This window comes from Streptomyces sp. NPDC018045 (genome assembly GCF_044327445.1).
GTDB lineage: Bacteria > Actinomycetota > Actinomycetes > Streptomycetales > Streptomycetaceae > Streptomyces.
In genome coordinates this window covers 175,213-201,576 of the sequence record NZ_JBIRFL010000007.1, presented here as the reverse complement: position 1 = coordinate 201,576, position 26,364 = coordinate 175,213, and the positions used below count along the sequence as shown (strand labels likewise).

Here is a 26,364-nt window from a genome sequence, read left to right as displayed (position 1 = left end):
CCTCCCCGGAACATACGTGGACGGACGGCGGCACACCGGGCCGGGCGGCCGGCGGGCCCGTACGGACGGACAGGCGCGCGGGTGCGCGAGTGCGCAGCGATCATGCCATCGCGAGCGGCGGTTGGCCCAGCCCTTGGGCCGACCGCCGCACGGCCGGCACCGCTCCGGGCGCGCCGAACCGGCCATGTGCCACAGGGGGCACGGCGCGCCGCACCCGCCCCGCCGGTGCGCGGACGGCGACCCGCGCACCGTCTCCGGCGGGCCGTCCGCGTCCCGCCCGTACGCCGTCCGGGTCCCGTCTCACCCGCCCGTGGGCCGCACCACCCATTCCCCCTGCCGCACCACGCCCACCAGGTCGTACGAGGCGTCCAGGACGACCAGGTCGGCGTCCTTGCCCGCCTCGATCGCGCCGGTGCGGCCGGCGATGCCGAGCAGCCGGGCGGGGTTCCCGGACAGTGCCCGTACGGCCTGGCCGACGGTCAGCCCGTCGATGGTGACCGCGCGCTTGAAGGCGCGGTCGAGGGTGAGGGTGGAGCCCGCGATGGACCCGGCGGTGGGGCCGTCGCTGATCCGGGCGACACCGTCCTTGACCTCGACCGTCATCGGGCCGAGCGGGTACATGCCGTCGTTCATGCCGGCCGCGCCCATCGCGTCGGTGATGAAGGCGACCCGGTCGGCGCCGGCGCCCCGGAAGGCGAGTTCCAGGACGGCGGGGTGCAGATGCGTACCGTCGTTGATCAGTTCGACGGTGACCCGCTCGTCCTCCAGGAGGGCCGCGATCGGCCCCGGCGCCCGGTGCCCGAGCGGCGGCATCGCGTTGAACAGGTGGGTGGCGACGGTCGCGCCCGCGTCGATGGCCTCGCGGGTCGCGTCGTACGAGGAGTCGGTGTGGCCGATGGCGGCGAGCACGCCGGCGTCGGCGAGCAGCCGTACGGACTCCAGGCCGCCGGGCAGTTCGGGCGCCAGCGTCATCATCTTGGCGGTGCCGCGCGCGGCGTCCACGAGCTTGCGCACGTCGGCCGGGTCGGGGTCGCGCAGGAGGCCGGGCTGGTGGGCGCCGCAGCGGTGCGGGGAGATGAACGGGCCCTCGAAGTGGAGGCCGGCCAGGTCGCCCTGCTCGGTCAGCTCGGACAGCACGGCGGCCTGCCGGGCCAGGTCGTCGAGGTCGCCGGTGACGGTCGAGGCGAGCAGGGTGGTGGTGCCGCGCCGCCGGTGGGTGCGGATCGCCGTCAGGCACTCCTCGGCGTCGGCGGACGAGAAGGAGCCGCCGCCACCGCCGTGTACGTGCATGTCGATGAAGCCGGGGACGACGAGGTGCCCGGTCAGGTCGAGCACCTGGTCGCCGGGGGCCGGCGCGGTCGCCTCGGCGGCGCTCGCCGCTTCGGTGATCCGGGTGCCCTCGAAGGCCACCAGGCCCTCGTCGGCCACGCCGGACGGCAGGGCGACCCGGGCGCCGGTCAGGACGGTGCGCCGGGGGCTCGGGGCGCGGTCCCCGGACTGTTGCAGCGGCATCAGGCAGTTACCTCCGTGGAGAGAAGATCCCAGGCGAGCAGACCCGCGCCCAGGCAGCCGGCGGCGTCCCCGAGCGCGGCCGGAACGATCAAAGGGAGCCGCTGGAAGGTCACCCGTGCGCGGACCGCCTCGCGCAGCGGCTCGAAGAGGGTGTCGCCCGCCTCGGCGAGCCCGCCGCCGATGATCAGCGTGTGCGGGTCGAGCAGGGTGAGCGAGGTGACCAGGCCGTCGGCGAGGGCGTCCACCGCGTCCTGCCACACGGCCCGCGCGCGGGCGTCGCCGGACTCGACGGCCTTGGCGGCGTCGGCGGCGGTGGCCCGCGGGTCGCCGCAGGCCTCGGCCCAGGCGCGGCCGACGGCGGCGGCCGAGGCCAGCTTCTCCAGGCAGCCGCGCTGTCCGCAGCCGCACTCGGGACCGCCGGGCCGTACGACGATGTGGCCGATCTCGCCCGCGCTGCCGTGCGCGCCCGCCTCGATGCGGCCCTCGATGCCGATCGCGCCGGCGATGCCGGTGCCGAGCGGCACGAACAGGAAGCGGTCGGCGCCGCGGCCCGCGCCGATGCGGCCCTCGGCCAGACCTCCGGTGCGTACGTCGTGGCCGAGCGCGACCGGGACGCCGCCCAGGCGCTCGGAGAGCAGGGCGCGCAGGGGGACATCGCGCCAGCCCAGGTTGGCGGCGTACACGGCGACGCCCCGCGCGTCGTCGACGATGCCGGGGACGGCGACGCCGGCCGCCGCGGCGGGGGCGCCGAACCGCTGCCGCCCGGTCTCGCGCAGTTCCTCGGCGAAGTCCAGGATCGAGGCGACGACCGCTTCCGGGCCGCGTTCGCGGCCGGTGGGGCGCCGGGCCTCGTGCAGCAGCGTGCCGTCCGCGCCTGCCAGGGCGGCCTTCATTCCGGTGCCGCCCACATCGAGGGCGATGACGTGTTTCACGGGAACAGTTTCGCGCGATCGGCCGTGAAAGGTCTAGTCCACTCGCGGGGACGGCGTGGTTCCGCTTGTGGAGGCGGTGAGGGCCGCTCGCGGGGACCGCGAGGTTCTCCGCGCGGGGACGCCGTGGCTCCGTTTCGGGTGGGCGCTGTCGCGCGGGCGTGACCTGCGCGTGTGACAGGCGATACGTAAGTGAAATGAGGGGTGGTGTAGACCTTGTGTGGGTAATCGGGGGAGACTCGACATGCATGCCGGTTGAGGGCGGACCCCTGAAGCCACGGGGCATTCCCCGGCAAGCACGGAACATTCGGGACAAAAGGCGGTAATGGCAGTGCAGCGGCGGTACTTGAGCCTGGCGGCAGCGGGACTCACCACGGCCATGACGCTTTCCTTGTCCGCCTGCGGCAGCGGCGCGGGCGACGGCGGCGACGTCACGCTCAAGCTCATCGCGGCGGACTACGGCGACAACAAGGCGAACTCCTCCCAGCACTACTGGGACAAGCTCACCAAGGACTTCGAGAAGCAGAACCCGGGCATCAAGGTCGATGTCTCGGTCTATAGCTGGAAGGACGTCGACAAGAAGGTCGAGGACCTGGTCAAGTCCGGTAAGGCACCGGACATGGCGCAGATCGGCGCGTACGCCGACTACGCGGCCGAGGGCAAGCTCTACGGCGCCGACCAGCTCCTCTCCATCCCCGTGCAGGCCGACTTCGTCCCCGCTCTCGCGGAGGCGGGGGAGTACCAGCGCAGGCAGTTCGGGATGCCCTTCGGCGCCAGCACCCGCCGCCTGTTCTACAACAAGAAGCTCTTCGCCGAGGCGGGCATCACCGACCCGCCGCAGAACTGGTCGGAGATCGCCGCGGACGCGGCGAAGCTCAAGGCCAAGGGCGTGAAGATGCCGTACGCCCTGCCGCTGGGCCCGGAGGAGACGCAGGCCGAGACGCTGATGTGGATGCTCAGCGGCGGCGGCAGCTACACCGACAGCATCGGCAAGTACACGATCGACTCGCGCGAGAACGTCAAGACCTTCGAATGGCTGAAGAAGGACCTGGTCGCCCCGGGGCTGACCGGCACCGACCCGGCCAAGCTCAACCGCCAGGACGCGTTCGACGCGTTCGCGGCCGGTGACGTGGGGATGCTCAACGGCCACCCCACCCTGATGAAGCAGGCCGAGGCCAAGGGCGTCGACTACGGCACCGTCGAGCTGCCGGGCGTCACCGGCAAGGCCAAGGCCACCATGGGCGTCGCCGACTGGATGACGGCGTTCAAGCAGAACGGCCACCGCAGCCAGATCGGCAAGTTCCTCGACTTCGTCTACAACGACAAGAACGTCATGGACTTCTCGGGCGAGTACGGGCTGCTGCCGGTCACCACCTCCGGCTCCCAGGCGATGCTCGCCGACAACAAGTACGCGAAGCTGCACAGCTTCCTGCGCCAGCTCGACAACGCCGAGTTCTACCCCGCGGACAAGACCTCGTGGCCGCTGGTCAGCAAGACCGTCAAGGCGAAGATGGGCATCGCGGTGGGCGCCAACGGCAACCCGTCCAGTGTGCTCAGCGACATCCAGAACACGGCGATCGAGGCGGACAACACCGCCAAGTGAGCCGCCGCGGCGGGCCGCGGGCGCGGTCCGCCGCCCGGCTCCGGGCCGGCGGCGGGGGACTGTCGTACCGCGGCCTTATCGTGGACGGGTGATGACGAGCGACAGCACCGACGGCGGCACCGGAGGCGGTGGCATAGGAGCACTGTCCGCCCAGGACGAGGCGGTGCTCGGCGTCGAGCGCCGCTCCTGGCCCCGGCCGGGCGCCAAGGAGCGGGTCATCCGCGAGCGGCTCGGCATCTCGCCGACCCGCTACTACCAACTGCTGAACGCGCTGCTGGACGACCCGCGGGCGCTGGCCCACGACCCGGTCACGGTCAACCGGCTCCGCCGCGTCCGCGAGGCCCGGCGCGGCCGCCGCTGAGCCGGGGCGCAACCACAAGCCGCCGCCCCGGCCCCGACCGGGCACCGCAAGCCGCCGTCCCCGCCCGCCCCGCCTCCGGCCGAGCCGTCCCCGACCCCCGCCCACGGCCGGTTCCGGCCCCGTCCGTGCCGTCGCGCTGCGCCGGTGCGCCCGTACGCGCGGCGCGTGCCCGCGCGCGACCGGTAATGTCGAGGGCATGGGCAGCCCCCCGAACTCCTTGCCGACGCCGGTCACCGAAGCGGGCCGGGACGGCCTCGCCGCGCTGTTGGACAGCCCCGGCCGAGCCGTGATCGCTCTCGACTTCGACGGCACGCTCGCCGGCATCGTGCCCGACCCCGAGAAGGCCCGCGCCCACCCCGGCGCCGTGGCCGCGCTCGCCCGTCTCGCGCCGCTGCTGCGCTCGCTGGTGGTCATCACCGGCCGCCCGGCCGGTGTCGCGGTCCGCCTCGGCGGCTTCACGGACGCGCCGGGCCTGGAGCGGCTCGTGGTCCTCGGCGGCTACGGCGCCGAGCGCTGGGACGCGGCCACCGGCACGGTACGGGCCCCCGCGCCGCCGCCCGGCGTCGCCGCCGTACAGGCCGAACTCCCCGGCGTGCTGGACACCCTGGGCGCCTGGCACGCCTCGTGGGTGGAGGACAAGGGCCGGGCCATCGCCGTGCACACCCGCCGCGCCGAGGACCCGCAGGCCGCCTTCGACCTGCTGCGCGAGCCGCTGTACGCGCTCGCCGAGCGGCACGGCCTGATCGTCGAGCCCGGCCGCTACGTCCTCGAACTGCGCCCGCCCGGCATGGACAAGGGCGTCGCGCTCGCCGAATACGTACGGGAGACCGGCGCCACCACCGTCCTGTACGGGGGCGACGACCTCGGCGACCTCGCCGCCTACTCCGCCGTGGACAAGCTCCGGTCGGACGGCCTGGCGGGGGTGCTGGTGTGCAGCGGCAGCGCGGAGGTCGCAGAGCTGGCCGACCGGGCGGATCTCGTCGTCGACGGTCCGCCGGGCGTCGTCGCGCTGCTGCACGCCCTCGCGGACCGGCTGGGAGCCCCCGCCTGACGACCCGCGGCCGGGGCTTTCCCGGGACGGGACCCGGCGGCCTGTTCGACGCCCGCGGCCGGGGTCCGCCCGGGGCCCCGGCGCCGCTACCGCTCCAGCGCCCGCAGTTGCTGGAGGAACCAGCGGTCCGGCGGCAGCGCGGTGGCCGCGGCGGCCAGCCGCTTCGTGCGCTCGGCCCGCTCGCCGTCCTCCATGGACAGCGCCTCGTGCAGCGCGCGGGCGGTGCCGCAGATGTCGTACGGATTGACGCAGACCGCGTCCTCGCCCAGCTCCGCGTACGCCCCGGCCTCCCGGGACAGCACCAGCGCGCAGCCCGTCTCGGAGATCACCGGGATCTCCTTGGCGACCAGGTTCATGCCGTCCCTGATCGGGTTGACCAGCGCCACGTCGGCGATCCGGTAGGCGGCCAGCGACCGCGCGAAGTCGTCCTTCACGTGCAGCACGACCGGCTGCCAGCCCGGGGTCCCGTACTCGGCGTTGATCTCCTCGGCCAGTCGCCCGACCTCGTCGGTGTAGGCGCGGTAGACCTCCAGGTCCTGGCGGGAGGGGTAGGCGAACGCGATGTGCACGACCCGTTCGCGCCACTCGGGGTGCCCGGCGAGCAGCGCCCGGTAGGCGTGCAGTCCGCGCACGATGTTCTTGGACAGTTCCGTTCGGTCCACCCGCACGATCGTCCGGCGGTTCTCGCCGCCGATCTGCTCGCGCAGCGCCGCCAGCCGCTCGTCCACGTCGGGCTGGTGCGCCCGGTCCCGCAGGAACTCCGCGTCCGCGCCGAGACCGTGCACGCCGAGCCGGGTCGTCCGGCACTCGTGGACGATGCTCAGCCCGCCGTCCGCGTCCCGTTCCACCTCGGCGCCCAGCACCGTCGCGCAGCACTCCGCGAACGCCTCGGCCCACCGCTGCGTCAGGAACGCGGCGCGGTCGCCGCCCAGCATCCCGCGCAGCACCGCCTCGGCCACGTCGTCGGGCAGCATCCGGAAGTAGTCGGCGGGCGCCCACGGCGTGTGCGAGAAGTGTCCGATGCGCAGGTCGGGGCGGCGGGCCCGGAGCAGGCCGGGCACCAGGGCGAGGTGGTAGTCCTGTACGAGCACCACGGCGCCGGGCGCCGCCTCGTCGGCGAGCGCGTCGGCGAAGGCCGCGTTGTACGCCTCGTACGACGCCCACTGCGCGCGGAACGCGTCGTCGAAGGAGGGCTCCAGCGGCGTCTGGTAGAGCATGTGGTGGACGAACCACAGCACGGAGTTCGCGATGCCGTTGTAGGCGGCGGAGAAGACGTCGGCGGGGATGTCCAGCATGCGGACGCGCTGACCGCCCGTGTCGGCGGTGTCCAGGTGGCCGCCGCCGCGCCGGACGGCCTCGCGGTCGCCGTCCCCGAGGGCGGCGCACACCCACACCGCCCCCACGTCCGGTCCGATCGCGGAGAGGCCGGAGACCAGCCCGCCGCCGCCGCGTCTGGCGGTCAGCGTGCCGTCCTCCTCCCGCGCGTACGAAAGCGGGCCGCGGTTGGACGCGACGAGAACCTGGGCACCAGAACGCTCGGAGACCATGTTGCGAGACTAGCCCGCCACCGATCCGCTCAAACGTGCGCAGCGACGGCGGAACGTCACGGTTCACGCGACGCCCGGAGCCGGCCCGCCGGGCACCGTCGCCTCAGGCCGCGCGGCGCTCCGCGTACTCCGGTATCTCCACCATCGGCGGCCGCTCCTCGGTGTCCACGTCCCAGGTACGCGGCACGAATCCGGCCTCGCCGCGCTCGAACTGGGTCAGCCGCGGCCGCACCAGATGACCGCGGGCCAGCCGGAGCTGCGCCGTGCGGTAGATCGCCGCGGCCATCCTGCCGAGCGCCTGGCCGCTCTGGTGGCGGTGCTTGCGCACCCCGACGTCGACCTGGGCCAGCGCGTCCAGACCGGCCGTGTGCAGGGCGTCGACCAGCAGGCCCAGCTCCACGCCGTACCCGACCGGGAACGGCAGCCGCTCCAGCAGCGACCGGCGGGCCGCGTACTCCCCGCCCAGCGGCTGTACGAATCCGGCGAGCTGCGGCCAGTGCAGGTTCAGCAGCGGCCGGGCGACCAGCTCGGTGACCCGGCCGCCCTGGCCCGCCGCCTCGCCCAGCGGACGGTCGTACATCCCCTTGACGAACTGCACGCCCGGGTCGGTCAGCAGCGGGCCGACGATCCCGGAGACGAAACCGGCGTCGAACTCGCGCAGGTCCGCGTCGACGAAGCAGACGATGTCGCCACCGGTGGCCAGCAGGGAACGCCACAGCACCTCGCCCTTGCCGGGCAGCGCGGGCAGCCGCGGCAGCACCTCGTCCCGGTGGACCACCCGCGCGCCCGCCTCGGCCGCGACCTTGGCGGTGCCGTCCGTGGACCCGGAGTCCAGCACCACCAGCTCGTCGACGAGCGGCACCGCCGGTGTCATCAGCTCCGTACGGATCGCCTCGACGATCGCCCCGACCGTCGCCTCCTCGTCGAGCGCCGGCAGCACGACGGAGACCGTCTGCCCCGTCTCGCGTTTCGCGGCCAGCAGCCGGTCGAGCGGGCGGTCCACGGCCGACCAGGACCGTCCGGCCAGCCAGCGCTCCACCTCTTCCAGCACCTGCGCGTCTCCTTCGTTCCCGGGTCGGCGATGTGACCCATCTCGCGGTGCGGACGGCTGTCTCAACCGCCCTGCCCTTCGGCTACAGTCTTGAACAACGCGATCGCCCCGGACATGCCGGGGTCGGCGCGACAAACGCCTGGGCCCCGGCCCAGCGCCATACCGCTCATCCAGAGGGGCAGAGGGATACGGCCCGTTGAAGCCCCGGCAACCCTCCAGTCGGTCTCCGTCGCCGCGCACCGCGCGGCCCGCGAGGCTCCCGGCTAGGGAAGGTGCCAATTCCGTCTCGCGGCGAGATGCGTCGCGAGGAAGATGAGGAGAAAGGGCCTCGCCTCCATGGCTGTGCAACCCGTCGAAAGCACCACGTCCGCCGGCGTCTTTCTCGGCCCGGCCGCCGCGCTGTCCTGCCGCGAGTGCGGCGAGCGCTTCGGCCTCGGACCGATCTTCGCCTGCGCGTCCTGTTTCGGGCCCCTGGAAGTGGCGTACGACCTGCCGACGGGCGACCCCGAGGGCCTGCGCAAGCGGATCGAGGCGGGCCCCCACAGCATCTGGCGCTACGCGCCGCTGCTGCCCGTCCCGGCGGACGTCGCGGACAAGCCCAACCTCAACCCCGGTCTGACCAAGCTGGTCAAGGCCGACAACCTGGCCCGTGAGCTGGGCGTCACCGGCGGGCTGTACGTCAAGGACGACTCCGGCAACCCGACGCACTCCTTCAAGGACCGGGTCGTCGCCATCGCCGTCGAGGCCGCCCGCGCCTTCGGCTTCACCACCCTGTCCTGCTCCTCCACCGGCAATCTCGCCGGGGCGGTCGGCGCCGCGGCGGCCCGGGCCGGCTTCCGCTCCTGTGTGTTCATCCCGCACGACCTGGAGGCGGGCAAGGTCGTCATGGCCGCGGTCTACGGCGGCGAGCTGGTCGGCATCGAGGGCAACTACGACGACGTCAACCGCTTCTGTTCGGAGCTGATCGGCGATCCGCTGGGCGAGGGCTGGGGCTTCGTCAATGTGAACCTGCGCCCCTACTACGGCGAGGGCTCCAAGACCCTCGCCTACGAGATCTGCGAGCAGCTCGGCTGGAAGCTGCCGGAGCAGATCGTCATCCCGATCGCCTCCGGCTCCCAGCTCACGAAGATCGACAAGGGGCTGAAGGAGCTGATCGCGCTCGGACTGGTCGAGGACCGGCCGTACAAGATCTTCGGTGCCCAGGCCGAGGGCTGCTCGCCGGTCTCCGCGGCCTTCAAGGCCGGCCACGACGTCGTACGGCCGCAGAAGCCGGACACCATCGCCAAGTCGCTGGCCATCGGCAACCCGGCCGACGGCCCGTACGTGCTCGACATCGCCCGGCGCACCGGCGGCGCGGTCGAGGACGTCGACGACGGCCAGGTGGTCGACGCGATCAAGCTGCTGGCCCGTACGGAGGGCATCTTCGCCGAGACCGCCGGCGGCGTGACCGTGGGCGTGACGAAGAAGCTGATCGAGAACGGCCTGCTCGACCCGGCGCTGACCACCGTCGTGCTGAACACCGGCGACGGGCTCAAGACGCTGGACGCGGTGGCGCCGACCACCGGGCCCACGGCGACGATCAAGCCGAGCCTGGACGCGTTCCGCGCCGCCGGTCTGGCGGACTGACCGCCGGGCGCGGCCGCGCGCACCCGTACGCGTCGCCACGCGCCGGTACGCGTCGGCACACTTCCGCCCACGCCCGCCCTTACGCACCCTCCCGCAAGCTGGAAGGCAGAACACCATGAGCGTCAACGTCCGCATCCCGACCATCCTGCGCACCTACACCGGCGGGCAGGCCGAGGTCTCCGCCGAGGGGGCGACCCTCTCCGAGGTCATCGAGGACCTGGAGAAGAACCACGCCGGTATCGCGGCCCGCGTCCTGGACGACACCGGCAAGCTGCGCCGCTTCGTGAACGTCTACGTCAACGACGACGACGTGCGCTTCGAGCAGGGCCTGCAGACGCCGACGCCGGACGGCGCGGGCGTCTCGATCATTCCGGCGGTGGCGGGCGGCTGCTGAGCCGGCCGCCGGGACGCCGTAACGATCTTTTTCGGCCCTTCCCCGGGCCGACGGCTGGAATCGCCCCGTCCACACGAAGTGGACGGGGCGATTCCGTGTTGTTAAAGGCGATACAGTTGAGGTGATCCCTCGTCTAGTGCGCACCGAACGCCCGTGAGACCCCGGCAAGTTGTGCGCGAAGTGTGGACATGATTTGTCGTGTTGGTGAGCTTTGCCCGGCCCGACTTGCCCTGACCTATGGGCTTTTCCTCGCATATTTGCGATTGTTCGCGAGCAGAATTCTCGTCCGACTGACCTGTTGCGCTGGGCAGTTGGACAGATACATTCAGCGGCGGTCGACGCGTTCCGGCGCACACCCCCTCCTGTCGGGGGGTGAGGTCTGACCCGGGTCCGCGGAGTGCGGTCCTGTGCAAGGGCCAGTAATAGGGGAGTTAGGCATGGCTCAGGGCACCGTCAAGTGGTTCAACGCGGAGAAGGGGTACGGCTTCATCGCGGTCGACGGTGGTGCGGATGTATTCGTCCACTACAGCGCGATCCAGATGGACGGTTACCGCACCCTTGAGGAGGGTCAGCGGGTCGAGTTCGAGATCTCGCAGGGCCAGAAAGGGCCGCAGGCGGACATGGTCCGCGTGGCCGGCTGAAGCGCCGACCGACTGCTGCGTACGAAGGTCCGCGTCCCCTGTGGGGGCGCGGACCTTCTGTGTTCGCCGGGCCGGGGGCGGGCTCCGCGGAGGGGTGTCAGGTCGCCCGGTTGCATCCGGTTTGACGCCTGGGCTCCCTGGGGATGGCTCCTGCCGACGCGCTTGCCTACCGGCCCGTCACCCGGCCGGTACCCCCATACGGGGCTTCTTCGAAGCCGCTTGCGCTCTCCCGTCGCCCGACCACCACCCCCATACGAGGCTTCTGCGAAGCCGCTTGCACTCTGGGGGGTCGAGTGCTAATCATTGCGTTAGCACTCTACGAGTGAGAGTGACAGCTAAGGACCGACTCGGTGAGGTCCGTGGGCAGGTGGGGCAAGGAACCACAGGCTCACAGACCGTCCGTCGCGGGCGCCAGCGCGGTCCGGAGTATCCACCCTCCCCCAGACCCAGTCCGGGGGGACCCCCAGTCCGGGAGGACCACTTCACATGGCCAAGATCATCGCGTTCGACGAGGAGGCACGGCGCGGTCTCGAGCGCGGGATGAACCAGCTCGCCGACGCCGTCAAGGTCACCCTTGGCCCCAAGGGCCGCAACGTCGTCCTCGAGAAGAAGTGGGGCGCCCCCACGATCACCAACGATGGTGTGTCCATCGCCAAGGAGATCGAGCTCGAGGACCCGTACGAGAAGATCGGCGCCGAGCTGGTCAAGGAGGTCGCGAAGAAGACGGACGACGTCGCCGGTGACGGCACGACGACCGCGACCGTCCTGGCCCAGGCCCTGGTCCGCGAGGGCCTGCGCAACGTGGCCGCCGGCGCCAACCCGATGGCCCTCAAGCGCGGCATCGAGCGCGCCGTCGAGGCCGTCTCCGCCGCCCTGCTGGAGCAGGCCAAGGACGTGGAGACCAAGGAGCAGATCGCTTCGACCGCCTCCATCTCCGCCGCCGACACCCAGATCGGCGAGCTGATCGCCGAGGCCATGGACAAGGTCGGCAAGGAAGGCGTCATCACCGTCGAGGAGTCCCAGACCTTCGGTCTGGAGCTGGAGCTCACCGAGGGTATGCGCTTCGACAAGGGCTACATCTCGGCGTACTTCGCCACCGACATGGAGCGTATGGAGGCGTCGCTCGACGACCCGTACATCCTCATCGTCAACTCGAAGATCTCCAACGTGAAGGACCTCCTTCCGCTGCTGGAGAAGGTCATGCAGTCGGGCAAGCCGCTGCTGATCATCGCCGAGGACGTCGAGGGCGAGGCCCTGTCGACCCTGGTCGTCAACAAGATCCGCGGCACCTTCAAGTCCGTCGCCGTCAAGGCCCCGGGCTTCGGCGACCGCCGCAAGGCCATGCTCGGCGACATCGCCATCCTCACCGGTGGCACGGTCATCTCCGAGGAGGTCGGCCTCAAGCTGGAGAACGCCGGTCTCGACCTGCTGGGCCGCGCCCGCAAGGTCGTCATCACCAAGGACGAGACCACCATCGTCGACGGTGCCGGTGACAGCGAGCAGGTCCAGGGCCGCGTCAACCAGATCCGTGCCGAGATCGAGAACAGCGACTCGGACTACGACCGCGAGAAGCTCCAGGAGCGTCTGGCGAAGCTGGCCGGCGGCGTGGCCGTCATCAAGGCCGGTGCCGCCACCGAGGTCGAGCTCAAGGAGCGCAAGCACCGCATCGAGGACGCCGTGCGCAACGCGAAGGCGGCCGTCGAGGAGGGCATCGTCGCCGGCGGTGGCGTCGCCCTGCTGCAGGCTTCCTCGGTCTTCGAGAAGCTGGAGCTGGAGGGTGACGAGGCCACCGGTGCCGCCGCTGTGAAGCTGGCCCTGGAGGCCCCGCTGAAGCAGATCTCCGTCAACGGCGGCCTTGAGGGCGGCGTTGTCGTGGAGAAGGTGCGCAACCTGGCCGTCGGCCACGGTCTGAACGCCGCGACCGGCGAGTACGTCGACATGATCGCCGAGGGCATCATCGACCCCGCCAAGGTCACGCGCTCCGCGCTGCAGAACGCCGCGTCGATCGCCGCGCTGTTCCTGACCACCGAGGCCGTCATCGCCGACAAGCCGGAGAAGGCCGCCGCGGCCGCTCCGGGCGGCATGCCGGGCGGTGACATGGACTTCTGATCCTCCCGGATCATCTGTCCTCGATCGCCGGGGCGGCACTCCTCCTCCCAGGGGGGTGCCGCCCCGGCGGCGTTTGCGGGCGCGGCGCCAGGGCGGGTCCGTACGGCTCCGGCGCGGCTGCCCCGTCCTGGTCGCCGTACGGCTGAGGTGAGCCGATTCCGTACGGGGGTCCTTGCGCGACCCCCGGCCCGACGGGGCACGATCGCCCCATGACGACTCGAAACAGGCAGACCGCCCGGCCGGACCGGTTCCCCGCCGACACCGTCGCCCTGATCACCGGTGGCAGCAGCGGAGTGGGCCTGGCCGCCGCGCGGCGGCTGCTCGCGGACGGCGCGCGGGTGGTGGTGTGCGGACGTGACGAGCGCCGCCTCGACGCCGCCGTGGCACAGCTCGGGGAGCAGGCGAACGAGGCCGTGGCGGGCGGCGAGGCGGCCGTTGCGGATGCGACGGGAACAGCCGGCGCCGCGGCGGACCGGGTGCTCGGCGTACGGGCCGACACGAGCTGCGTCGCCGACCTGGACGCCGTGGCCGAGGCGGTCCGCGACCGCTTCGGCCACCTCGACATCATCTTCGCCAATGCGGGCCGGTACGCCGCCGCTCCCTTCGAGGAGATCACCGAGGCCGACTTCGACCGGGCGGTCGGTGTGAACTTCAAGGGCGTGTTCTTCACCGTCCAGCGGACGCTGCCGCTGCTGCGGGACGGCGGCGCGATCGTCATCAACGCCTCGTCGCTTCTGCAACGCGGACAGGCGGACGCCACCCTGCACGCCGCGACCAAGGCCGCCGCGCACAACCTTGCCCGGACGCTCGGGGCGGCGCTCGCCGGGCGCCGTGTCCGTGTCAATTCGGTCAGTCCCGGCTACGTCGAGACACCGATGTTCGCGGACTCGGAGATCGACCCGGCGGAGGCGGAGAAGCTGCGGGCGCAAACGGCGGTGGGCCGGTTCGCGCGGCCCGAGGAGATCGCCGATGCGGTGGCCTTCCTGGCCTCCGGCGAGGCGTCGTACGTCACCGGACAGGACCTGGTCGTCGACGGCGGACTGCACGGCTGCGCCGTGTGAGGGCGGGGCGCCGTCGAGGGGTGTCCGGGCGGGCCGGCGTGGCAAGGGTGTCCGGGCGGACCGGCGTGCCGCTGTGCGGTCCTGCCGACGGGCCGGAGTGCCGTCGTATCGCTATGGCGTTATGTCGCTTTATGTGAGATGAGGCACGTAGGGCGGCGCTGGTCCTGTTATGGCAACGCCGTCCATACTTTCCGGAGCCGTACCGGAGGTTGATCTTCCGGTACGGCCTGCCCCCGCACCCCGGACGCCCCTTAAGGACGCCCATGAGCACGCTCGATTCCCTGATCGTCGGCCTCAACGACGGTCTCTGGACCTACCTGCTGATACCGCTGGTGGTCTGCGCGGGCCTGTATTTCACGGTCCGCTCCAGGGCCGTGCAACTGCGGCTCTTCCCGGAGATGCTGCGCGTGCTCAAGGACAGGTCGCAGCCCAGGGCGGACGGCTCCAAGCCGGTCTCGTCCTTCGGTGCCTTCACCATCTCGGCGGCCGCGCGGGTCGGTACGGGCAACATCGCCGGCGTCGCCACCGCCATCACCCTCGGCGGGGCGGGCGCGGTCTTCTGGATGTGGGTGATGGCGCTGGTCGGCGGCGCCTCGGCGTTCGTCGAGTCGGCGCTGGCCCAGCTCTACAAGGTCCGCAATCGCGACGGCTCCGGTACGTACCGGGGCGGCCCCGCGTACTACATGCAGCGCGGGCTCGGGAAGCGCTGGCCCGGTGTGCTGTTCGCCGTCGCCATCACCGTGACCTTCGGGTTCGTCTTCAACGCCGTGCAGTCCAACACGATCACCTCGGTCGCCTCCGGGTCCGTCTCCGGCAGCGGGTCATCGTGGTTCGCCCCTGCGGTGGGGCTGCTGCTGGCCGTACTGCTGGGGGTCGCGATCTGCGGCGGCGTCCGCCGCATCACCTCCGTGACGACCGTCCTCGTACCGGTCATGGCCGTCGTCTACCTGCTGCTGGGCACCGCCGTCGTCCTCCTCAACCTCGGCGACCTGCCGCGGGTCTTCGGCGACATCGTCGGCGGCGCGTTCGGCTTCAAGGAGCTGGCGGCCGGCGGGATCGGCGCGGCGATCCAGCAGGGCGTCCGGCGCGGCATGTTCTCCAACGAGGCGGGCCTGGGCTCCGCGCCGAACGCGGGCGCGGCGGCCGAGGTCACCCACCCGGTCAAGCAGGGGCTCGTGCAGTCCCTCGGCGTCTTCTTCGACACCCTGCTGATCTGCACGATGACCGCCTTCATCATCCTGACGACCACCCCGGAGCTGAGCGGGCGCCAGGGCGCCGACCTCACGCAGACCGCGCTGACCGACACGCTCGGCGGCTGGGCCGGTCACGTGCTGACGGTCGTCGTCTTCATGCTCGCCTTCAGCTCCATGATCGGTAACTACTACTACGGCGAGTCCAACATCGGCTTCATGACCCGGCGCACCTGGGTCCTGCCCGTCTACCGTGCCCTCGTCCTCGCGGTCGTCTTCCTGGGCGCGCTGGGCTCGGTCGGCGTGATCTGGAACCTCGCCGACGTCTTCATGGGCTTCATGGCCCTGATCAATCTCCTGGCCATCCTCCCGCTCTCGGCCATCGCCTTCCGCCTCCTCGACGACTACACCGCGCAGCGCCGCTCCGGCCTCGACCCGGTGTTCACCAGGTCCCGGATGCCGGACCTGACGGGGGTGGAGTGCTGGCCGGACGAGCGGCCCGCGGCGGATCGCGGGCAGGCGGAACACGGGGAGCGGGAACACGGCGAGCGGGCGGGCGCGGGAGTGCGCTGAGCCCCGCGGAACACCGAGCCCCCGCGTAACACCGAGCCCCGCGTAACACCGTGCCCGCGCCTAACCCGGAGCCCGCGCGTACCGCACGGCCGGGGCGTCGGCGGCGGCCGGGTCGGTGGCGGTGTTCAGGTCCGCGAGGGCCTGCTTGCCGAAGCCGAAGAAGTACGTCGCGAGGAAGCCGGCCGCGTAGCCGACGAGCAGGCCGAGGGCGTAGACGGCGAGCGTGGCGCCGAGCGGCCGGTCGCCCTTGAGCAGGGGGAACAACGCCCACCCCGACGGGCCGATGGCGGTGGAACCGGTCGCCGTGCCGAGCTGGTTGAACAGCCCCACGAAACCGCCGCCGAACGCGCCGCCCACGCAGGCGGTGACGAACGGGCGGCCCAGCGGCAGCGAGACACCGTAGATGAGGGGCTCGCCGACGCCGAGGAACCCCGCGGGCAGCGCGGACCTGATCGTCGTACGGACCGAGCGGTTGCCCGGCAGGCGGACGTAGACCGCGAGGGCGGCGCCCACCTGGCCGGCCCCGGCCATCGCGAGGATGGGGAGCAGGACCGTGTAGCCCTGCTGCTCGATCAGTGTGGTGTGGATGGGGATCAGGGTCTGATGCAGCCCCAGCATGACGAGCGGGAGGAAGAGGCCGCCGAGCAGGAACCCGGCCGCGGCGCCGCCGTGGGCGAGCAGCCAGTTCGCGCACGTGCCGATGGCGGCGGCGGCCCCGCCGGCCAGGAACATCAGGCCGAAGAGCGTGACCAGGCCGGAGACCAGCACGGTCACGGTGGGCGTGACCAGGACGTCGAGTGCCTCGGGGACGTACCGGCGGCACCACTTCTCGACCAGTACGGCGAGCAGCGCCGCGCCCAGCGCCCCCAGGACGCCGCCCTGGCCCGGCGAGAGCTGCTGCCCGAAGACGGTCACCTTGGCGACGCCCGCGTACACGATGATCGCGGCGACCGCGCCGCCCAGCACGGGCGTACCGCCGAACTCCTTCGCGGTGTTGTGGCCCACGAAGACCGCGATCAGTGACATGAAGCCGGAGGCGATCGCGGCCAGCGCCGGCACGAGACCGGGCAGCACCCCGAAGTTGGTCAGCAGGCCGTTCAGACCGGCGATGATGCCGCAGCCGATGAGGGCGGGGATCAGCGGGACGAAGATGTTGGCGATCCGGCGGAGGAAGAGCTTGACCGGGGTGGCGTTCCTGGCCTTCTGACGGGCCTTGAGGGCGGCGCCCCGGTCGGCGAGTTCCGCGGCGGTGGGCGTTGCGGGAGCGGCGGGGCCGGGCGCGGGAGCGGCGGGGCCGGGCGTGCCGGGCGCGGTGTCGGGAGGTGCTTCGTGTCCGGCGTCGACCAGGGCGGTGAACTCCGGGGTGACGCGGGCGACCGTGCCGGGGCCCAGCACGATCTGGTACGTGTCGTCCTCGACGACGCCCAGGACGGCGGGCAGCGCCTTCAGGGCCTCGTCCCGGACCAGGGAGCGGTCCGCGAGGCCCAGGCGCAGCCGGGTCATGCAGTGGGCCACGGACGTGACGTTGGCGGCGCCGCCGACCAGGGGGAGGATCGCGGCGGCGGTGGCGCGGTTCTTCTCATCGGACATGTGGGGTGCCTTGCTGTGCGTACGTGCCGGAGCGGGGCGGGTCAGCCGTCCTGGGCGGTCGGGGTGTGCAGGGCGGTGTGCAGCGCGGCCCTGAGATGGCCGCGGGAATCCGCCAGCAGGTGGGCCGCCGTCGGCCCGTCGACCCCGGCCAGGACGACCAGGATGGCGTTCTTGACCTCCCCGTCCGTGGCGGCGAGCGCGGCCTCGATCTCCGGGTCCCCGGCGCCGGTGGCCAGTGCCACGATGCGGCGCGAGCGGGCCCGCAGCTTCTCGTTGGAGGCGCGGACGTCCACCATCAGGTTCCCGTAGGTCTTGCCCAGCCGGATCATGGTGATGGTCGAGAGCATGTTGAGGACCAGCTTCTGCGCCGTACCGGCCTTCAGCCGTGTGGAGCCCGTGAGGAGTTCGGGCCCGACGACGACCTCGATGCCGTGGTCGGCGGCCGCGGCCAGCGCGGAGCCGGCGTTGCAGGACAGGCCGATGGTCAGCGCGCCGCGGGCCGCGCGGGCGTGTTCGACGGCACCGATCGCGTACGGGGTGCGTCCGGAGGCGGAGACGCCGACGACCGTGTCGTCGGCGGTCAGACCCAGCGCGTCCAGGTCGGCGGCGGCCAGTTCCTTGCTGTCCTCGGCGCCCTCGACGGCGGCGATCATGGCGGTGGGGCCGCCCGCGATCAGGCCCACGACCTCGGCCGGGTCGGTGTTGAAGGTGGGCGGGCACTCGCTCGCGTCCAGCACGCCGAGGCGGCCGGCCGTGCCCGCGCCCGCGTAGACCAGCCGGCCGCCGCGGGCCATCCGCTCGGCGGTGGCGTCGATGGCGGCGGCGATCTCGGGAAGCCGGTCGGCGACGGCGGCGGGGACGGTGGTGTCCTCGCCGTTCATCGTGCGGGCGATTTCCAGGGTGGACAGCCGGTCGATCTCGGCGAGTTCGGGGCGGAAGGCTTCGGTGGTGAGGGTGTCCAGTTGGGCGCGCAGTTGGGCGTAATCGGCGGGGGAGGTCATGGTGGTGGCGGCTCTTTCCGGGCTCGTACGGCTCTGTACGGGGGAGCGGAGGCGGCAGGCGGTCGGGGGCCGGGCGCGGCCGGGACCGGGACCGGGGCCTTCGGGCCGGGGCGGCGATCGGCCGCCGGCCGGCGGTCAGCGGTGGGGCGTACGGGACGAGTGGCGGTGGGCGAGGGCTTCGTAGGAGGCGGACAGGGCGGGCGCGGCGGTCTCGTACGTCCGCTGCGCGACGCCCACGAACAGGCAGTCCACGACGAGCAGTTGGCTCGTACGGGAGGACATGGCGGCGGGGCGCAGCTCGCTCTCGCGGGCGGTGGACGTGGCCAGGACGTGGTCGGCGTACGCGGCGATGCCGCCGTCCGGGCGGCCGGTGATCGCGATGGTTGTCGCGCCCCGGTCGAAGGCCACCCGCAGCGGCTCTATGACATCGGTCGTTCGGCCCGAATGGGTGATCGCGACGGCCACGTCACCGGCGCGCATCTGGACCGCGTTCGTCACGGCGAGGTGCGGGTCGGAGTGGGCGTGTGCGATCAGGCCGATCCGCAGCAGCTTCTGGACCAGGTCCTGGCCGACCAGGTTGGACGCCCCTATGCCGTACACGTCGATGCGCCGGGCGGTGGCCAGCGCGCCGACCGCGGCCTCCAACTGCGTCAGGTCCAGCCCGGCAGCGGTGTCGGCCAGGCACTGCTGCTCCTCCTGGGCCAGCTTCGCGACCACGTCGGGGAGCGCGTCGTCGACCGCTATGTCGGCGGTGACGGCGGGCGCGCGGCCGGTGGCCTGCTGGGCGGCGAGGGCGGCCAGCGCGAGGCGCAGGTCGCGGTAGCCCGGATAGCCGAGCAGGCGCGAGGTGCGCACGACGGTGGCCTCGCTGGTGCCCGTGCGCTGCGCGAGGCCGGTGACGGTGAGCGCGGCGCAGCCCGCCGGGTCGCCCGCGACGGCCTCCGCGACCCGCTGCATGGACCGGGTCATGGACGGCGCCAGCGTCCGTACCTTGGCGGCCAGGGCCGCGGGGGCGGGCGGGCTCGGGGTGGGCCGGGCGGCGGCGCCGGAGTCCGTGAAAGTTTCCTTCAGGTCGGGGCTCACGCCTGAAAAGTAATTTCACCACTGGTCCGCGTCAATACCCTGTGGACGGCGTGGCCCCCGTGGCCGGTGGCGCCGGAGCGGTTGTCGGTGGTGCGCGCGAGAATGGGGGCATGGAGCTCGAACAGGCACTGCACGCGGCCCGTGCGCTGGTCCTCGCGGACCTCGTGGCGGGCGAAGTCGCCGACGCGGAGATCGTCTCGCTCGTCGAGGAATCCGTGGCGCACCGCCGCTGGTGGGTGGAGCAGTGGCCCGCGGGCGCGGAGTTCGTGGCCGGGCTGATAGCGCAGGACGTCCAGGACGCGCTCCTGGAGCGGTACGGCCGCTGGCCGCTGTGCCCGGTGTGCACGCACAGCGGTGATCCCCACGCGCTCGACGTCGAGCCCGAGTTGGGCCCCGACCCGCACTGGGTCTGCCCCAAGACGGCGGTCTCGGTGGCGCGGGTCGGCTCCCTCGGCGCCGGTGCGGGCGGCTGACATGGCGCTCTACATCGACCCGCCGACCTGGCCGGGCCACGGCCGGATGTGGTCCCACCTCGTCAGCGACGCCTCGTTCGAGGAACTGCACGCCTTCGCCGAGCGCCTCGGCTGCCCCCGCAAGGCGTTCGACGGCGATCACTACGACATACCGGCGGAGCGCCACGCCGACGCGGTGCGGGCGGGCGCGCGGGAGATCGGCAGCAAGGAGCTGGTCCGCCGGCTGCGCGAAGCCGGCCTGCGCCGTCCGAAGACCCGGGAGGGCGGGGCGGCGGGCCGGTAGGCCGGCGGCGGGGGTACGAGCCGGGGCCGGGCGGCGTGCGGCGCCCAAGGCCGGGACCCGCGCCCGGACCGGCACCGCGCCCCGGCACGACTGGACCGGCACCGCGCCCCGGCACGACGAAGGCCCGCCCGGGAAGCGGGCGGGCCTGAGCTGACCGTCGAGAGGCGAGGGCGAGGGGCGGCGCGGACCCGCCGCAGCCCCGCCCCGTCTCAGCCCCGGTCCCCCTCGGCCGCCCCGACCGGCTCCGCCGCCGTCGTGTGCGGCGTGCCGGCCGAGGAGGCGACCAGGCGGGAGGTGCTCTTCGTGCGGTGCAGCCGCAGGGCGACGAGCGTGGTGCCGACGCCCAGCGCCGCGAGCGCCGAGGCCGTCCACGCGACGGCCGGGTAGCCCCAGCCCGCGCCGATGACGAGCCCGCCGAGCCACGGCCCGAGGGTGTTGCCCAGGTTGAAGGCGGAGGTGGTGGTCGCGCCGGCCAGCGTGGGCGCCGCGGTCGCCACGTTGAACATCCGGGCGTTCAGCGCCGGCGCGGTGGCGAACGCGGTGACGCCGAGCAGCAGCGAGAGCGTGACGGCGGCGGCGGGGGTGTGCGCGGTCAGGGCCAGCAGCGCCAGCACGGTGGCCGAGGCGGTGATGCCTGCGATGATCGTCCCGAACGGGTGCGCGTCGGCTGTCCGCCCGCCGACGAACGTACCGATCAGCGCGCCGACGCCGAACAGCGCCAGCACGGTCGGCACGCTGCCCTCGGCCAGTCCCGCGGTGTCGGTCAGCAGCGGCGCCAGGTAGGAGAACAGCGCGAAGACCGCCGCGCCGTTCAGCGCGGTGCCGATCAGCGCCAGCCAGACCTGCTTGTCGCGGTAGATGCTCAGTTCGCGGCGGAGCACGGGCCGTTCGTCACCGGTCGGCACGGCCGTCCGCGGCACCAGCGCGACCACGCCGACCAGGCCGATCGCCGACAGGGCCGCCACGGCCCAGAAGGCGGACCGCCAGCCCGCGTGCTGCCCGAGCAGCGCGCCGGCCGGGACGCCCGCGATGTTGGCGATGCTCAGCCCGCCGACCATCACGGCCATCGCGCGGGCCCGCGCGGTGACCGGCACCAGCGACACCGCGACGGCCGCGCCGACCGCCCAGAACCCGGCGCAGGCGAGCGCGCTGACCACCCGGGAGACGAACAGCACGGCGTACGACGGCGCCACCGCGCCCGCGACCTGCCCGAGCCCGAAGACGGTGAGCAGCGCGATCAGTGTGGTGCGGCGGGGCAGTTGCAGGGTGGCGCCGGCGAGCACCGGCGCGCCGACCACCATGCCGATGGCGAAGGCCGAGACCAGCAGGCCGGCCTGCGGAATGGACACCCCCATGTCCCGGGCCAGGGGCTGGAGGATGCCCGACAGCATGAATTCGCTGGTGCCGAGGGCGAAGACGGAGAGTCCGAGGACGTAGACGGCCAGGGGCATGCGGGTGCGATCGGGATGGTCTTGCATGTCACGAACGAACAGTGCCGACACGCATGACATTCCCGGTCGCCGTGTCGGGTCGGAACGGTACCGGGTGGTTCCGGACGGGTGGCCGGGTCGCGTTCCCTCGGCGTTTTGCCCCGTGGGCCCGGGGTACCCCGGCGGCTCCGCCCGGTCCGTGACGGCGAGGAGGCCCGGATGGGGCGTACGGCGAGGAGGGACGTATGAGGCACACGAGGGCGGTGGTCAGCGGCGTGCTGACGGGCATCGGCACGGCCGCGTTCGTCGACGAGACGGTGTTCCACCAACTGCTGCACTGGCACCACTTCTACGACAAGTCCACCACGGACATCGGCCTGGTCTCCGACGGGCTGTTCCACGCGGGGAGCTGGCTGGCGATGGTGGCGGGCCTGGTCCTGTACGCGGACGTGCGGCGCCGCGGGACGCTGGTGCCCCGGGCCTGGTGGGGCGGGCTCTGCCTGGGGCTGGGCGGGTTCCAGCTCTACGACGGCACGTTCCAGCACAAGGTCCTGGGCATCCACCAGATCCGGTACGGCGTGGACCTGGCGCCGTACGACTGGACGTGGGACGGGATCGCCGTGCTGCTCCTGGCGGCCGGCGCGCTCCTGCTGGCCCGCGCCGCGCGCACCGCCCCCCGCGCCGCTTCGCCGCGCACCGCGCCGTCCACCACCCCGCGCGGCCGATGACCTCTGCCGCCCTGCCGCCGCCCTTCACCGCGGCCGTCACCGCCGCCACCGTCCTCGGCTGCCTCGCCTACCTGGCCGCCGCGGCCCGGCTGCGCGCCCGGGGGGACGCCTGGCCGTACGGGCGTGACGCGCTGTTCTGTACGGGCGGCGCGGTCCTGGTGGCGGGCGTCGCCGAGCCGTGGGGCGCCGCGCCGCCGTTCACCGCCCACATGCTCACCCACCTGTGCGTGGGGATGGCGGCCCCGCTGTTCCTGGTGCTCGGCCGCCCGCTGACGCTGACCCTGCGCACCGCGCCCGTCCCCGTCCGCCGCGCCCTGGTGGCCCTGACCCGTTCGCGCTGGGCGACGGTCGCGGTGCTGCCGCCGGTGGCTGCCCTGCTCGACTTCGGCGGGCTGTGGCTGCTGTACCGCACCCCGCTGCTGTCCGTCAGCCACCACGACGCCTGGCTGAACGCGGCCGTGCACGCGCACATCCTGCTCGCCGGGCTCCTGTTCTCCTTCGGGCTGCTCGCCCTGGACCCCGTACGCCACCGTCCCGGTCCCGGCCTGCGGGCGGCCGTGCTGCTGGCCGCGGGCGCGGCGCACGCCGTCCTCGCCAAGTCCCTGTACGCGGCGGGCCCGCCCGGCACCTCCTTCGGCACCGCCGACCTGCACCTGGCCTCGCAGGTCATGTACTACGGCGGCGATGCCGTGGAGCTGGCGCTGGCGGCCGTCGTGGCCGGGCAGTGGTACCGGGCCGGGGGGCGTGCGCTGCGGCGCGAGGGGCGCGCGGGCCGGCCGGGGCCGCGCGGTGCGGCGGCCGCCGTCACCCGGTGGTGAGCAGCTCCAGTTCGGTGGTCAGGTTGCGGCGGGCCACCCGCTCCCACTGCTGCTTGCCGTACGGCGTCCGGAAGACGCTCGCCATGCCCAGGAGGTGGCGCAGCACCTCGGCGCGCCCGGCGTGGAACTCCCGGTCCGGCACGAACCCGTACTCCTCGCGGACGGCGGCGGCGTAGGCCGCGTACTGCCCGGGCGCCCCCGCCAGGACCGCCAGGTCGGCGTCGCACAGGGCCGCGCCGTTGTGGTCGTCGGGGGCCGGGTCGTGGCTCGCGGTGAGGCGTACCAGGCGGGCGACCTCCGCCGTACAGGCATCGCCGATGCCCAGCTCGGGCAGCGCGCGCTCGGCGAGGGCGGCGCTGCGCTCCTCGTTCTCGGAGCGTTCGGGCCGGTAGACGGCGTCGTGGAACCAGGCGGCGAGGCGGACGGCGTCCCAGTCCACGGGGACTCCGGCGTCCAGGTCGGTCGCGTGTACGGCCAGCTCGTCGATGCGGTCCAGTACGGCGATGAGGTGCCCGGTGGTGTGGTACCGGCGCTGCGGCTCGGCCCAGCGGCCGAGCAGGTTGTCCGCGTACGGGGCGGGGTCGGGGTCGGTGGGGCCGCTGCCGCCCCGGGCACCGGCGACGGCGGTGGCCCAGCGGTGGTGCAGGTCCGGGAACGGGTCGGCGCCGCCACCGAAATGGGTGTGGGCCGTGCCGGACGGAGGTGTCGTGCGAGCCATACGGCCCATTGTGCCCGGGTGGAGGTCAAGAGGGGCTTTCCGGTCGAGTACCGGGGCGTTGTGGTCCCGGCGGGCGGGTCGGCCCGTACCCTGGGGCATTGGACTAGACCTGTCGTCCTTCGCTGTCCGTGTCGGCATCCCGTCTCGTCCTGCTGAAGTCGTCACGTCGAAGGAATGGGGACCCATGACCAAGCGCGCACTCCTGGAGGTGATCGCGCTCGACGCCGCCGACGCGGTGGCCGCCCAGGCCGGCGGGGCGGACCGCCTCGAACTCGTCAGCGACATGGCCGCCGACGGCCTCACCCCGTCGCCGCGGACCGTCGCGGCGGTCCGGGCGGCCGTCGACATCCCGGTACGGGTGATGCTGCGGGCCGCCGACGGTTTCGCGGCGGGCGACGTGGACGCCCTGTGCGCGTCGGCCGCGGCGCTGCGGGCCGAAGGGGCGCGGGAGTTCGTCTTCGGCTTCCTCGACACGGACGGCCGGCCGGACCTGACGGCCGTCCGGGCGGTGGCCGCCGCGGTCGACGGCTGCCGGTGGACGTTCCACCGGGCCATCGACCGGGCCGCCGACCGCGACGCGCTGCGCAAGGAACTGGCCGGGCTGCCCGGCCTCGACACGTACCTGACGGCGGGCTCGCCCGCCGGTGTCGACGACGGACTGCCGACGCTGCTGGCCGAGCGCGCCCGTACGGCGGAGGGCGAGCCCGGCTACCAGCCGCGACTGCTGATCGGCGGCGGCCTGGCGCTCGCGCACCTGCCGGAGCTGCTGGCGGCCGGCGTGGACGCCTTCCACATCGGCGGCGCGGCGCGCCCCTCCGGGTGGGACGCGCCGGTCGACGCGGGAGCCGTGGCGGCGTGGCGCGAGGCGCTGGAAGGGGTGCCGGTCTGAGGCACGACTTCGGGGCGGACCGACGAGGTCGCTCCTAGGCCCGCCCGGCCGGTACCCGCCGGTCGGGCGCGCCGCTCGGTGCCCGTCCGGCGGGCGCGGGGGCGTGCCGCCGGGTCGTCGCCACGGCCGAGGCCAGGGCCAGCAGGACGAGCGCTCCGGACGCCAGCGGGAACCAGTGCGGCCCCAGCAGCCCGATGGCCGCACTGCCCACGCCGCCGCCCGCCGCCATGCCCAGATACAGGGCGCTGCTGTTGAGGGAGAGCAGCAGCGGAGCGTTGGCCGGGTCGAGGGACGCCGTCCGGTGGGCCAGCGCGACGGCCATGCCCCAGGCGAAGAGCTGGACGACCAGGACGTACCCGAGGGCGCCCGCCATGGTCAGGGACAGCCAGGGCAGCGCGAGATAGCCGGCCGCCGTCACCGCCGCGCCGGTGACCAGGACGGGCCGTACGCCCAGCCGGTCCACCGCCCGGCCGCCCAGCCAACTGCCCGCGACCGAGGACAGCCCCCCGACGAACATGATCAGGGTCAGTCGGCCCGCGTCACCGCCGGTGGCCGGGCGCATCGCCGTCGCCAGGTAGATGTAGACGCTCTGGACCGCGAGGAAGAAGAGGAACGTGGTGCCGATGCCGCCCAGCACGCGGCGGTTGCCCAGCGGCACCAGGCGCTCGCGCAGGCCGGGCGCGGCCGTCGGGGCGGGGATGCCGCGCAGCAGTACGGCCAGGCCCGCCAGTGCCACGGCGCCGAGCGCGACGACGAGCCACATCGTCAGCCGCCAGTCGGCGTCGCCGATGTAGGTGCCGAGGGGGACGCCGAGCGCGGTCGCGACCGTCATCCCGCCCATGACCGTGGCCAGCGCCCGGCCGCGGCGCTCGGGCGGCACGAGCGAGGCGGCGGCCGCGCTGGCGGCCGGGGTGTAGAGCGCGGCACCGGCCGCGGCCAGCAGGCGGGTGGCGAGCAGCAGCGGGTAGGTGGGGGCGAGGGCGCTCAGCGCGTTGCCCAGGGTGAAGACGGCGAGGGCGGTGAGCAGCAGCCGCTGCCGCGGCCAGCGGGCCGTCACGGTGGCGAGCGGCGGGGCGAGCACCGCGTACCCGAGGGCGAAGACGGTGACGAGCTGTCCCGCGGCGGGTACGGAGATCTCCAGGTCGGCGGAGATGTCGCCGAGGAGGCCGGCCATCACCATGGTGTCGGTCCCGACGGCGAACGCGCCGAGGGCGAGCAGAAGCAGACGTAGACGCACGGGTGTCCTTCCCGGATCCGGCGCGGGCGACGGAGGAGGCGGCCACGACGACGGGTAAAGTTTGATGTGCGTCAAACGATATGGATTGTTGGATGATTGTCAAACAGTTTCGGGGCGGCCGGAAGGAGCGGGTGTCGTGGTGAACGAGGAGGGAGAGCTGCTGCCGCAGCCGGAGACCGCCGACATCGATCTGGTCAAGGTGTTGCACGCACTGGGCGATCCGACCCGGATGCACCTCTTCCGGGTCTACGCGTCGGGCGAGCAGTACGACTGCTCCTCCGAACGCCTGGGCCTGGACCACCTGCACAAGTCGACGGTCTCCCACCACATGCGGATCCTGCGCGAGGCCGGAATCGCCTCGACCCGGGCCGTCGGGCGCCACCGCTACGTACGGCTGCGCCGCGCCGACCTCGACGCGCGGTTCCCCGGCCTCGTGGAGTCGCTCCTGAACTCGCCGGAGCCGTGA

Annotated in this window: 25 protein-coding genes and 1 riboswitch; of the genes, 15 read left to right on the top strand and 10 right to left on the bottom strand. The window is 73.2% G+C overall.

Going from position 1 to position 26,364, the window contains the following annotated elements; genetic code table 11:
- Positions 1-300: 300 nt before the first annotated feature.
- Both nagA and ACH4EB_RS19240 read right to left on the bottom strand, forming a co-directional pair.
- Positions 301-1,512 carry an N-acetylglucosamine-6-phosphate deacetylase gene (gene nagA / locus ACH4EB_RS19245; RefSeq protein WP_398348728.1) on the bottom strand — a complete coding sequence of 404 codons (1,212 nt, stop codon included), beginning with the start codon at positions 1,510-1,512 and terminating at the stop codon, positions 301-303.
- Complete coding sequence (locus ACH4EB_RS19240; RefSeq protein WP_398348727.1) at positions 1,512-2,444, bottom strand: ROK family protein; 933 nt, start codon at positions 2,442-2,444, stop codon at positions 1,512-1,514. The genes nagA and ACH4EB_RS19240 overlap by 1 nt, the downstream gene beginning before the upstream one ends.
- A gap of 328 nt (positions 2,445-2,772) precedes the next feature.
- Between ACH4EB_RS19240 and ACH4EB_RS19235 the strand changes: the two genes are divergently transcribed.
- The 3 genes from ACH4EB_RS19235 to otsB all read left to right on the top strand — a co-directional run bounded on the left by ACH4EB_RS19235 (position 2,773) and on the right by otsB (position 5,456).
- Entirely contained in the window at positions 2,773-4,044 is a 1,272-nt protein-coding gene (locus ACH4EB_RS19235; RefSeq protein ID WP_398348869.1) for an extracellular solute-binding protein, read from the top strand.
- A 91-nt stretch (positions 4,045-4,135) separates the two neighbouring features.
- The gene (locus tag ACH4EB_RS19230; protein WP_398348726.1) at positions 4,136-4,405 is read left to right on the top strand and encodes a DUF3263 domain-containing protein; all 270 of its coding nucleotides are present in this window, start codon (positions 4,136-4,138) and stop codon (positions 4,403-4,405) included.
- Between the two features lie 196 nt (positions 4,406-4,601).
- A complete protein-coding gene (gene otsB, locus ACH4EB_RS19225; RefSeq protein ID WP_398348725.1) occupies positions 4,602-5,456 on the top strand; it encodes a trehalose-phosphatase in 855 nt (284 codons plus the stop codon).
- An 86-nt stretch (positions 5,457-5,542) separates the two neighbouring features.
- Here otsB and ACH4EB_RS19220 read toward each other — a convergent pair whose 3' ends face one another.
- Both ACH4EB_RS19220 and ACH4EB_RS19215 read right to left on the bottom strand, forming a co-directional pair.
- The gene (locus tag ACH4EB_RS19220; RefSeq protein WP_398348724.1) at positions 5,543-7,003 is read right to left on the bottom strand and encodes a trehalose-6-phosphate synthase; all 1,461 of its coding nucleotides are present in this window, start codon (positions 7,001-7,003) and stop codon (positions 5,543-5,545) included.
- A 103-nt stretch (positions 7,004-7,106) separates the two neighbouring features.
- A complete protein-coding gene (locus ACH4EB_RS19215) occupies positions 7,107-8,054 on the bottom strand; it encodes a glucosyl-3-phosphoglycerate synthase (protein WP_398348723.1) in 948 nt (315 codons plus the stop codon).
- Positions 8,055-8,217: 163 nt separating this feature from the next.
- Positions 8,218-8,373, top strand: a riboswitch (SAM riboswitch).
- 17 nt (positions 8,374-8,390) lie between these two features.
- On the opposite strand from ACH4EB_RS19215, the gene thrC reads away from it, so the two are divergent.
- The 6 genes from thrC (at position 8,391) to ACH4EB_RS19185 (ending at position 15,648) form a co-directional block, all read left to right on the top strand.
- On the top strand, positions 8,391-9,680 hold the full coding sequence (gene thrC, locus ACH4EB_RS19210; protein ID WP_398348722.1) for a threonine synthase: 1,290 nt from the start codon (positions 8,391-8,393) through the stop codon (positions 9,678-9,680).
- Between the two features lie 115 nt (positions 9,681-9,795).
- Positions 9,796-10,074 (top strand): MoaD/ThiS family protein, encoded by a 279-nt coding sequence (locus ACH4EB_RS19205; RefSeq protein ID WP_398348721.1) that lies wholly within the window; start codon positions 9,796-9,798, stop codon positions 10,072-10,074.
- Positions 10,075-10,511: 437 nt separating this feature from the next.
- Positions 10,512-10,715, top strand: coding sequence for a cold-shock protein (locus tag ACH4EB_RS19200; protein WP_003986833.1), 204 nt, complete (start codon positions 10,512-10,514; stop codon positions 10,713-10,715).
- Positions 10,716-11,201: 486 nt separating this feature from the next.
- On the top strand, positions 11,202-12,824 hold the full coding sequence (gene groL / locus ACH4EB_RS19195; protein WP_030022296.1) for a chaperonin GroEL: 1,623 nt from the start codon (positions 11,202-11,204) through the stop codon (positions 12,822-12,824).
- A gap of 209 nt (positions 12,825-13,033) precedes the next feature.
- Positions 13,034-13,885 carry an SDR family NAD(P)-dependent oxidoreductase gene (locus ACH4EB_RS19190; RefSeq protein WP_398348720.1) on the top strand — a complete coding sequence of 284 codons (852 nt, stop codon included), beginning with the start codon at positions 13,034-13,036 and terminating at the stop codon, positions 13,883-13,885.
- 263 nt (positions 13,886-14,148) lie between these two features.
- Positions 14,149-15,648 carry an alanine/glycine:cation symporter family protein gene (locus tag ACH4EB_RS19185; RefSeq protein WP_398348719.1) on the top strand — a complete coding sequence of 500 codons (1,500 nt, stop codon included), beginning with the start codon at positions 14,149-14,151 and terminating at the stop codon, positions 15,646-15,648.
- A 60-nt stretch (positions 15,649-15,708) separates the two neighbouring features.
- Here the strand turns inward: ACH4EB_RS19185 and ACH4EB_RS19180 are convergent, their stop codons facing one another.
- The 3 genes from ACH4EB_RS19180 to ACH4EB_RS19170 all read right to left on the bottom strand — a co-directional run bounded on the left by ACH4EB_RS19180 (position 15,709) and on the right by ACH4EB_RS19170 (position 19,322).
- On the bottom strand, positions 15,709-17,238 hold the full coding sequence (locus ACH4EB_RS19180; RefSeq protein ID WP_398348718.1) for a PTS transporter subunit EIIC: 1,530 nt from the start codon (positions 17,236-17,238) through the stop codon (positions 15,709-15,711).
- Between the two features lie 41 nt (positions 17,239-17,279).
- On the bottom strand, positions 17,280-18,239 hold the full coding sequence (murQ, locus tag ACH4EB_RS19175) for an N-acetylmuramic acid 6-phosphate etherase (protein ID WP_398348717.1): 960 nt from the start codon (positions 18,237-18,239) through the stop codon (positions 17,280-17,282).
- Between the two features lie 135 nt (positions 18,240-18,374).
- On the bottom strand, positions 18,375-19,322 hold the full coding sequence (locus ACH4EB_RS19170; protein WP_398348716.1) for a MurR/RpiR family transcriptional regulator: 948 nt from the start codon (positions 19,320-19,322) through the stop codon (positions 18,375-18,377).
- 110 nt (positions 19,323-19,432) lie between these two features.
- On the opposite strand from ACH4EB_RS19170, the gene ACH4EB_RS19165 reads away from it, so the two are divergent.
- Both ACH4EB_RS19165 and ACH4EB_RS19160 read left to right on the top strand, forming a co-directional pair.
- Complete coding sequence (locus tag ACH4EB_RS19165; RefSeq protein WP_398348715.1) at positions 19,433-19,795, top strand: hypothetical protein; 363 nt, start codon at positions 19,433-19,435, stop codon at positions 19,793-19,795.
- Between the two features lies 1 nt (position 19,796).
- Positions 19,797-20,078: a DUF4031 domain-containing protein gene (locus tag ACH4EB_RS19160; RefSeq protein ID WP_398348714.1), complete on the top strand. Its 282-nt coding sequence runs from the start codon at positions 19,797-19,799 to the stop codon at positions 20,076-20,078.
- Between the two features lie 209 nt (positions 20,079-20,287).
- Here ACH4EB_RS19160 and ACH4EB_RS19155 read toward each other — a convergent pair whose 3' ends face one another.
- Positions 20,288-21,529, bottom strand: a complete 1,242-nt coding sequence (locus ACH4EB_RS19155) for a Cmx/CmrA family chloramphenicol efflux MFS transporter (protein ID WP_398348868.1) — start codon at positions 21,527-21,529, stop codon at positions 20,288-20,290.
- Positions 21,530-21,753: 224 nt separating this feature from the next.
- Between ACH4EB_RS19155 and ACH4EB_RS19150 the strand changes: the two genes are divergently transcribed.
- Together ACH4EB_RS19150 and ACH4EB_RS19145 are read left to right on the top strand one after the other, a co-directional pair.
- Positions 21,754-22,236 (top strand): DUF2243 domain-containing protein, encoded by a 483-nt coding sequence (locus ACH4EB_RS19150; protein ID WP_398348713.1) that lies wholly within the window; start codon positions 21,754-21,756, stop codon positions 22,234-22,236.
- Complete coding sequence (locus ACH4EB_RS19145) at positions 22,233-23,054, top strand: cytochrome c oxidase assembly protein (RefSeq protein WP_398348712.1); 822 nt, start codon at positions 22,233-22,235, stop codon at positions 23,052-23,054. Before ACH4EB_RS19150 ends, ACH4EB_RS19145 begins: the two co-directional genes overlap by 4 nt.
- Here ACH4EB_RS19145 and ACH4EB_RS19140 read toward each other — a convergent pair.
- A complete protein-coding gene (locus ACH4EB_RS19140) occupies positions 23,041-23,772 on the bottom strand; it encodes a hypothetical protein (protein ID WP_398348711.1) in 732 nt (243 codons plus the stop codon). The two genes, ACH4EB_RS19145 and ACH4EB_RS19140, sit on opposite strands and share 14 nt — an antisense overlap.
- A gap of 184 nt (positions 23,773-23,956) precedes the next feature.
- Here ACH4EB_RS19140 and ACH4EB_RS19135 point away from each other — a divergent pair, with 184 nt between their 5' ends.
- Positions 23,957-24,661 carry a copper homeostasis protein CutC gene (locus tag ACH4EB_RS19135; protein ID WP_398348710.1) on the top strand — a complete coding sequence of 235 codons (705 nt, stop codon included), beginning with the start codon at positions 23,957-23,959 and terminating at the stop codon, positions 24,659-24,661.
- A 34-nt stretch (positions 24,662-24,695) separates the two neighbouring features.
- On the opposite strand, the gene ACH4EB_RS19130 is transcribed toward ACH4EB_RS19135, so the two are convergent.
- Entirely contained in the window at positions 24,696-25,898 is a 1,203-nt protein-coding gene (locus ACH4EB_RS19130; RefSeq protein WP_398348709.1) for an MFS transporter, read from the bottom strand.
- A gap of 139 nt (positions 25,899-26,037) precedes the next feature.
- Here ACH4EB_RS19130 and ACH4EB_RS19125 point away from each other — a divergent pair, with 139 nt between their 5' ends.
- A complete protein-coding gene (locus ACH4EB_RS19125) occupies positions 26,038-26,364 on the top strand; it encodes an ArsR/SmtB family transcription factor (RefSeq protein WP_398348708.1) in 327 nt (108 codons plus the stop codon).

Bases quoted from the DNA above. Each gene is read 5' to 3' on its own strand.
- ACH4EB_RS19145 (WP_398348712.1), top strand. From the start codon at position 22,233: ATGACCTCTGCCGCCCTGCCGCCGCCCTTCACCGCGGCCGTCACCGCC.
- ACH4EB_RS19180 (WP_398348718.1), bottom strand. From the start codon at position 17,238: ATGTCCGATGAGAAGAACCGCGCCACCGCCGCCGCGATCCTCCCCCTG.
- murQ (WP_398348717.1), bottom strand. From the start codon at position 18,239: ATGACCTCCCCCGCCGATTACGCCCAACTGCGCGCCCAACTGGACACC.
- ACH4EB_RS19140 (WP_398348711.1), bottom strand. From the start codon at position 23,772: ATGGCTCGCACGACACCTCCGTCCGGCACGGCCCACACCCATTTCGGT.
- groL (WP_030022296.1), top strand. From the start codon at position 11,202: ATGGCCAAGATCATCGCGTTCGACGAGGAGGCACGGCGCGGTCTCGAG.
- nagA (WP_398348728.1), bottom strand. From the start codon at position 1,512: ATGCCGCTGCAACAGTCCGGGGACCGCGCCCCGAGCCCCCGGCGCACC.
- ACH4EB_RS19190 (WP_398348720.1), top strand. From the start codon at position 13,034: ATGACGACTCGAAACAGGCAGACCGCCCGGCCGGACCGGTTCCCCGCC.
- ACH4EB_RS19150 (WP_398348713.1), top strand. From the start codon at position 21,754: ATGAGGCACACGAGGGCGGTGGTCAGCGGCGTGCTGACGGGCATCGGC.
- ACH4EB_RS19220 (WP_398348724.1), bottom strand. From the start codon at position 7,003: ATGGTCTCCGAGCGTTCTGGTGCCCAGGTTCTCGTCGCGTCCAACCGC.
- ACH4EB_RS19230 (WP_398348726.1), top strand. From the start codon at position 4,136: ATGACGAGCGACAGCACCGACGGCGGCACCGGAGGCGGTGGCATAGGA.
- ACH4EB_RS19155 (WP_398348868.1), bottom strand. From the start codon at position 21,529: ATGCCCCTGGCCGTCTACGTCCTCGGACTCTCCGTCTTCGCCCTCGGC.
- ACH4EB_RS19160 (WP_398348714.1), top strand. From the start codon at position 19,797: ATGGCGCTCTACATCGACCCGCCGACCTGGCCGGGCCACGGCCGGATG.
- ACH4EB_RS19165 (WP_398348715.1), top strand. From the start codon at position 19,433: ATGGAGCTCGAACAGGCACTGCACGCGGCCCGTGCGCTGGTCCTCGCG.
- ACH4EB_RS19205 (WP_398348721.1), top strand. From the start codon at position 9,796: ATGAGCGTCAACGTCCGCATCCCGACCATCCTGCGCACCTACACCGGC.
- otsB (WP_398348725.1), top strand. From the start codon at position 4,602: ATGGGCAGCCCCCCGAACTCCTTGCCGACGCCGGTCACCGAAGCGGGC.
- ACH4EB_RS19135 (WP_398348710.1), top strand. From the start codon at position 23,957: ATGACCAAGCGCGCACTCCTGGAGGTGATCGCGCTCGACGCCGCCGAC.
- thrC (WP_398348722.1), top strand. From the start codon at position 8,391: ATGGCTGTGCAACCCGTCGAAAGCACCACGTCCGCCGGCGTCTTTCTC.
- ACH4EB_RS19185 (WP_398348719.1), top strand. From the start codon at position 14,149: ATGAGCACGCTCGATTCCCTGATCGTCGGCCTCAACGACGGTCTCTGG.
- ACH4EB_RS19200 (WP_003986833.1), top strand. From the start codon at position 10,512: ATGGCTCAGGGCACCGTCAAGTGGTTCAACGCGGAGAAGGGGTACGGC.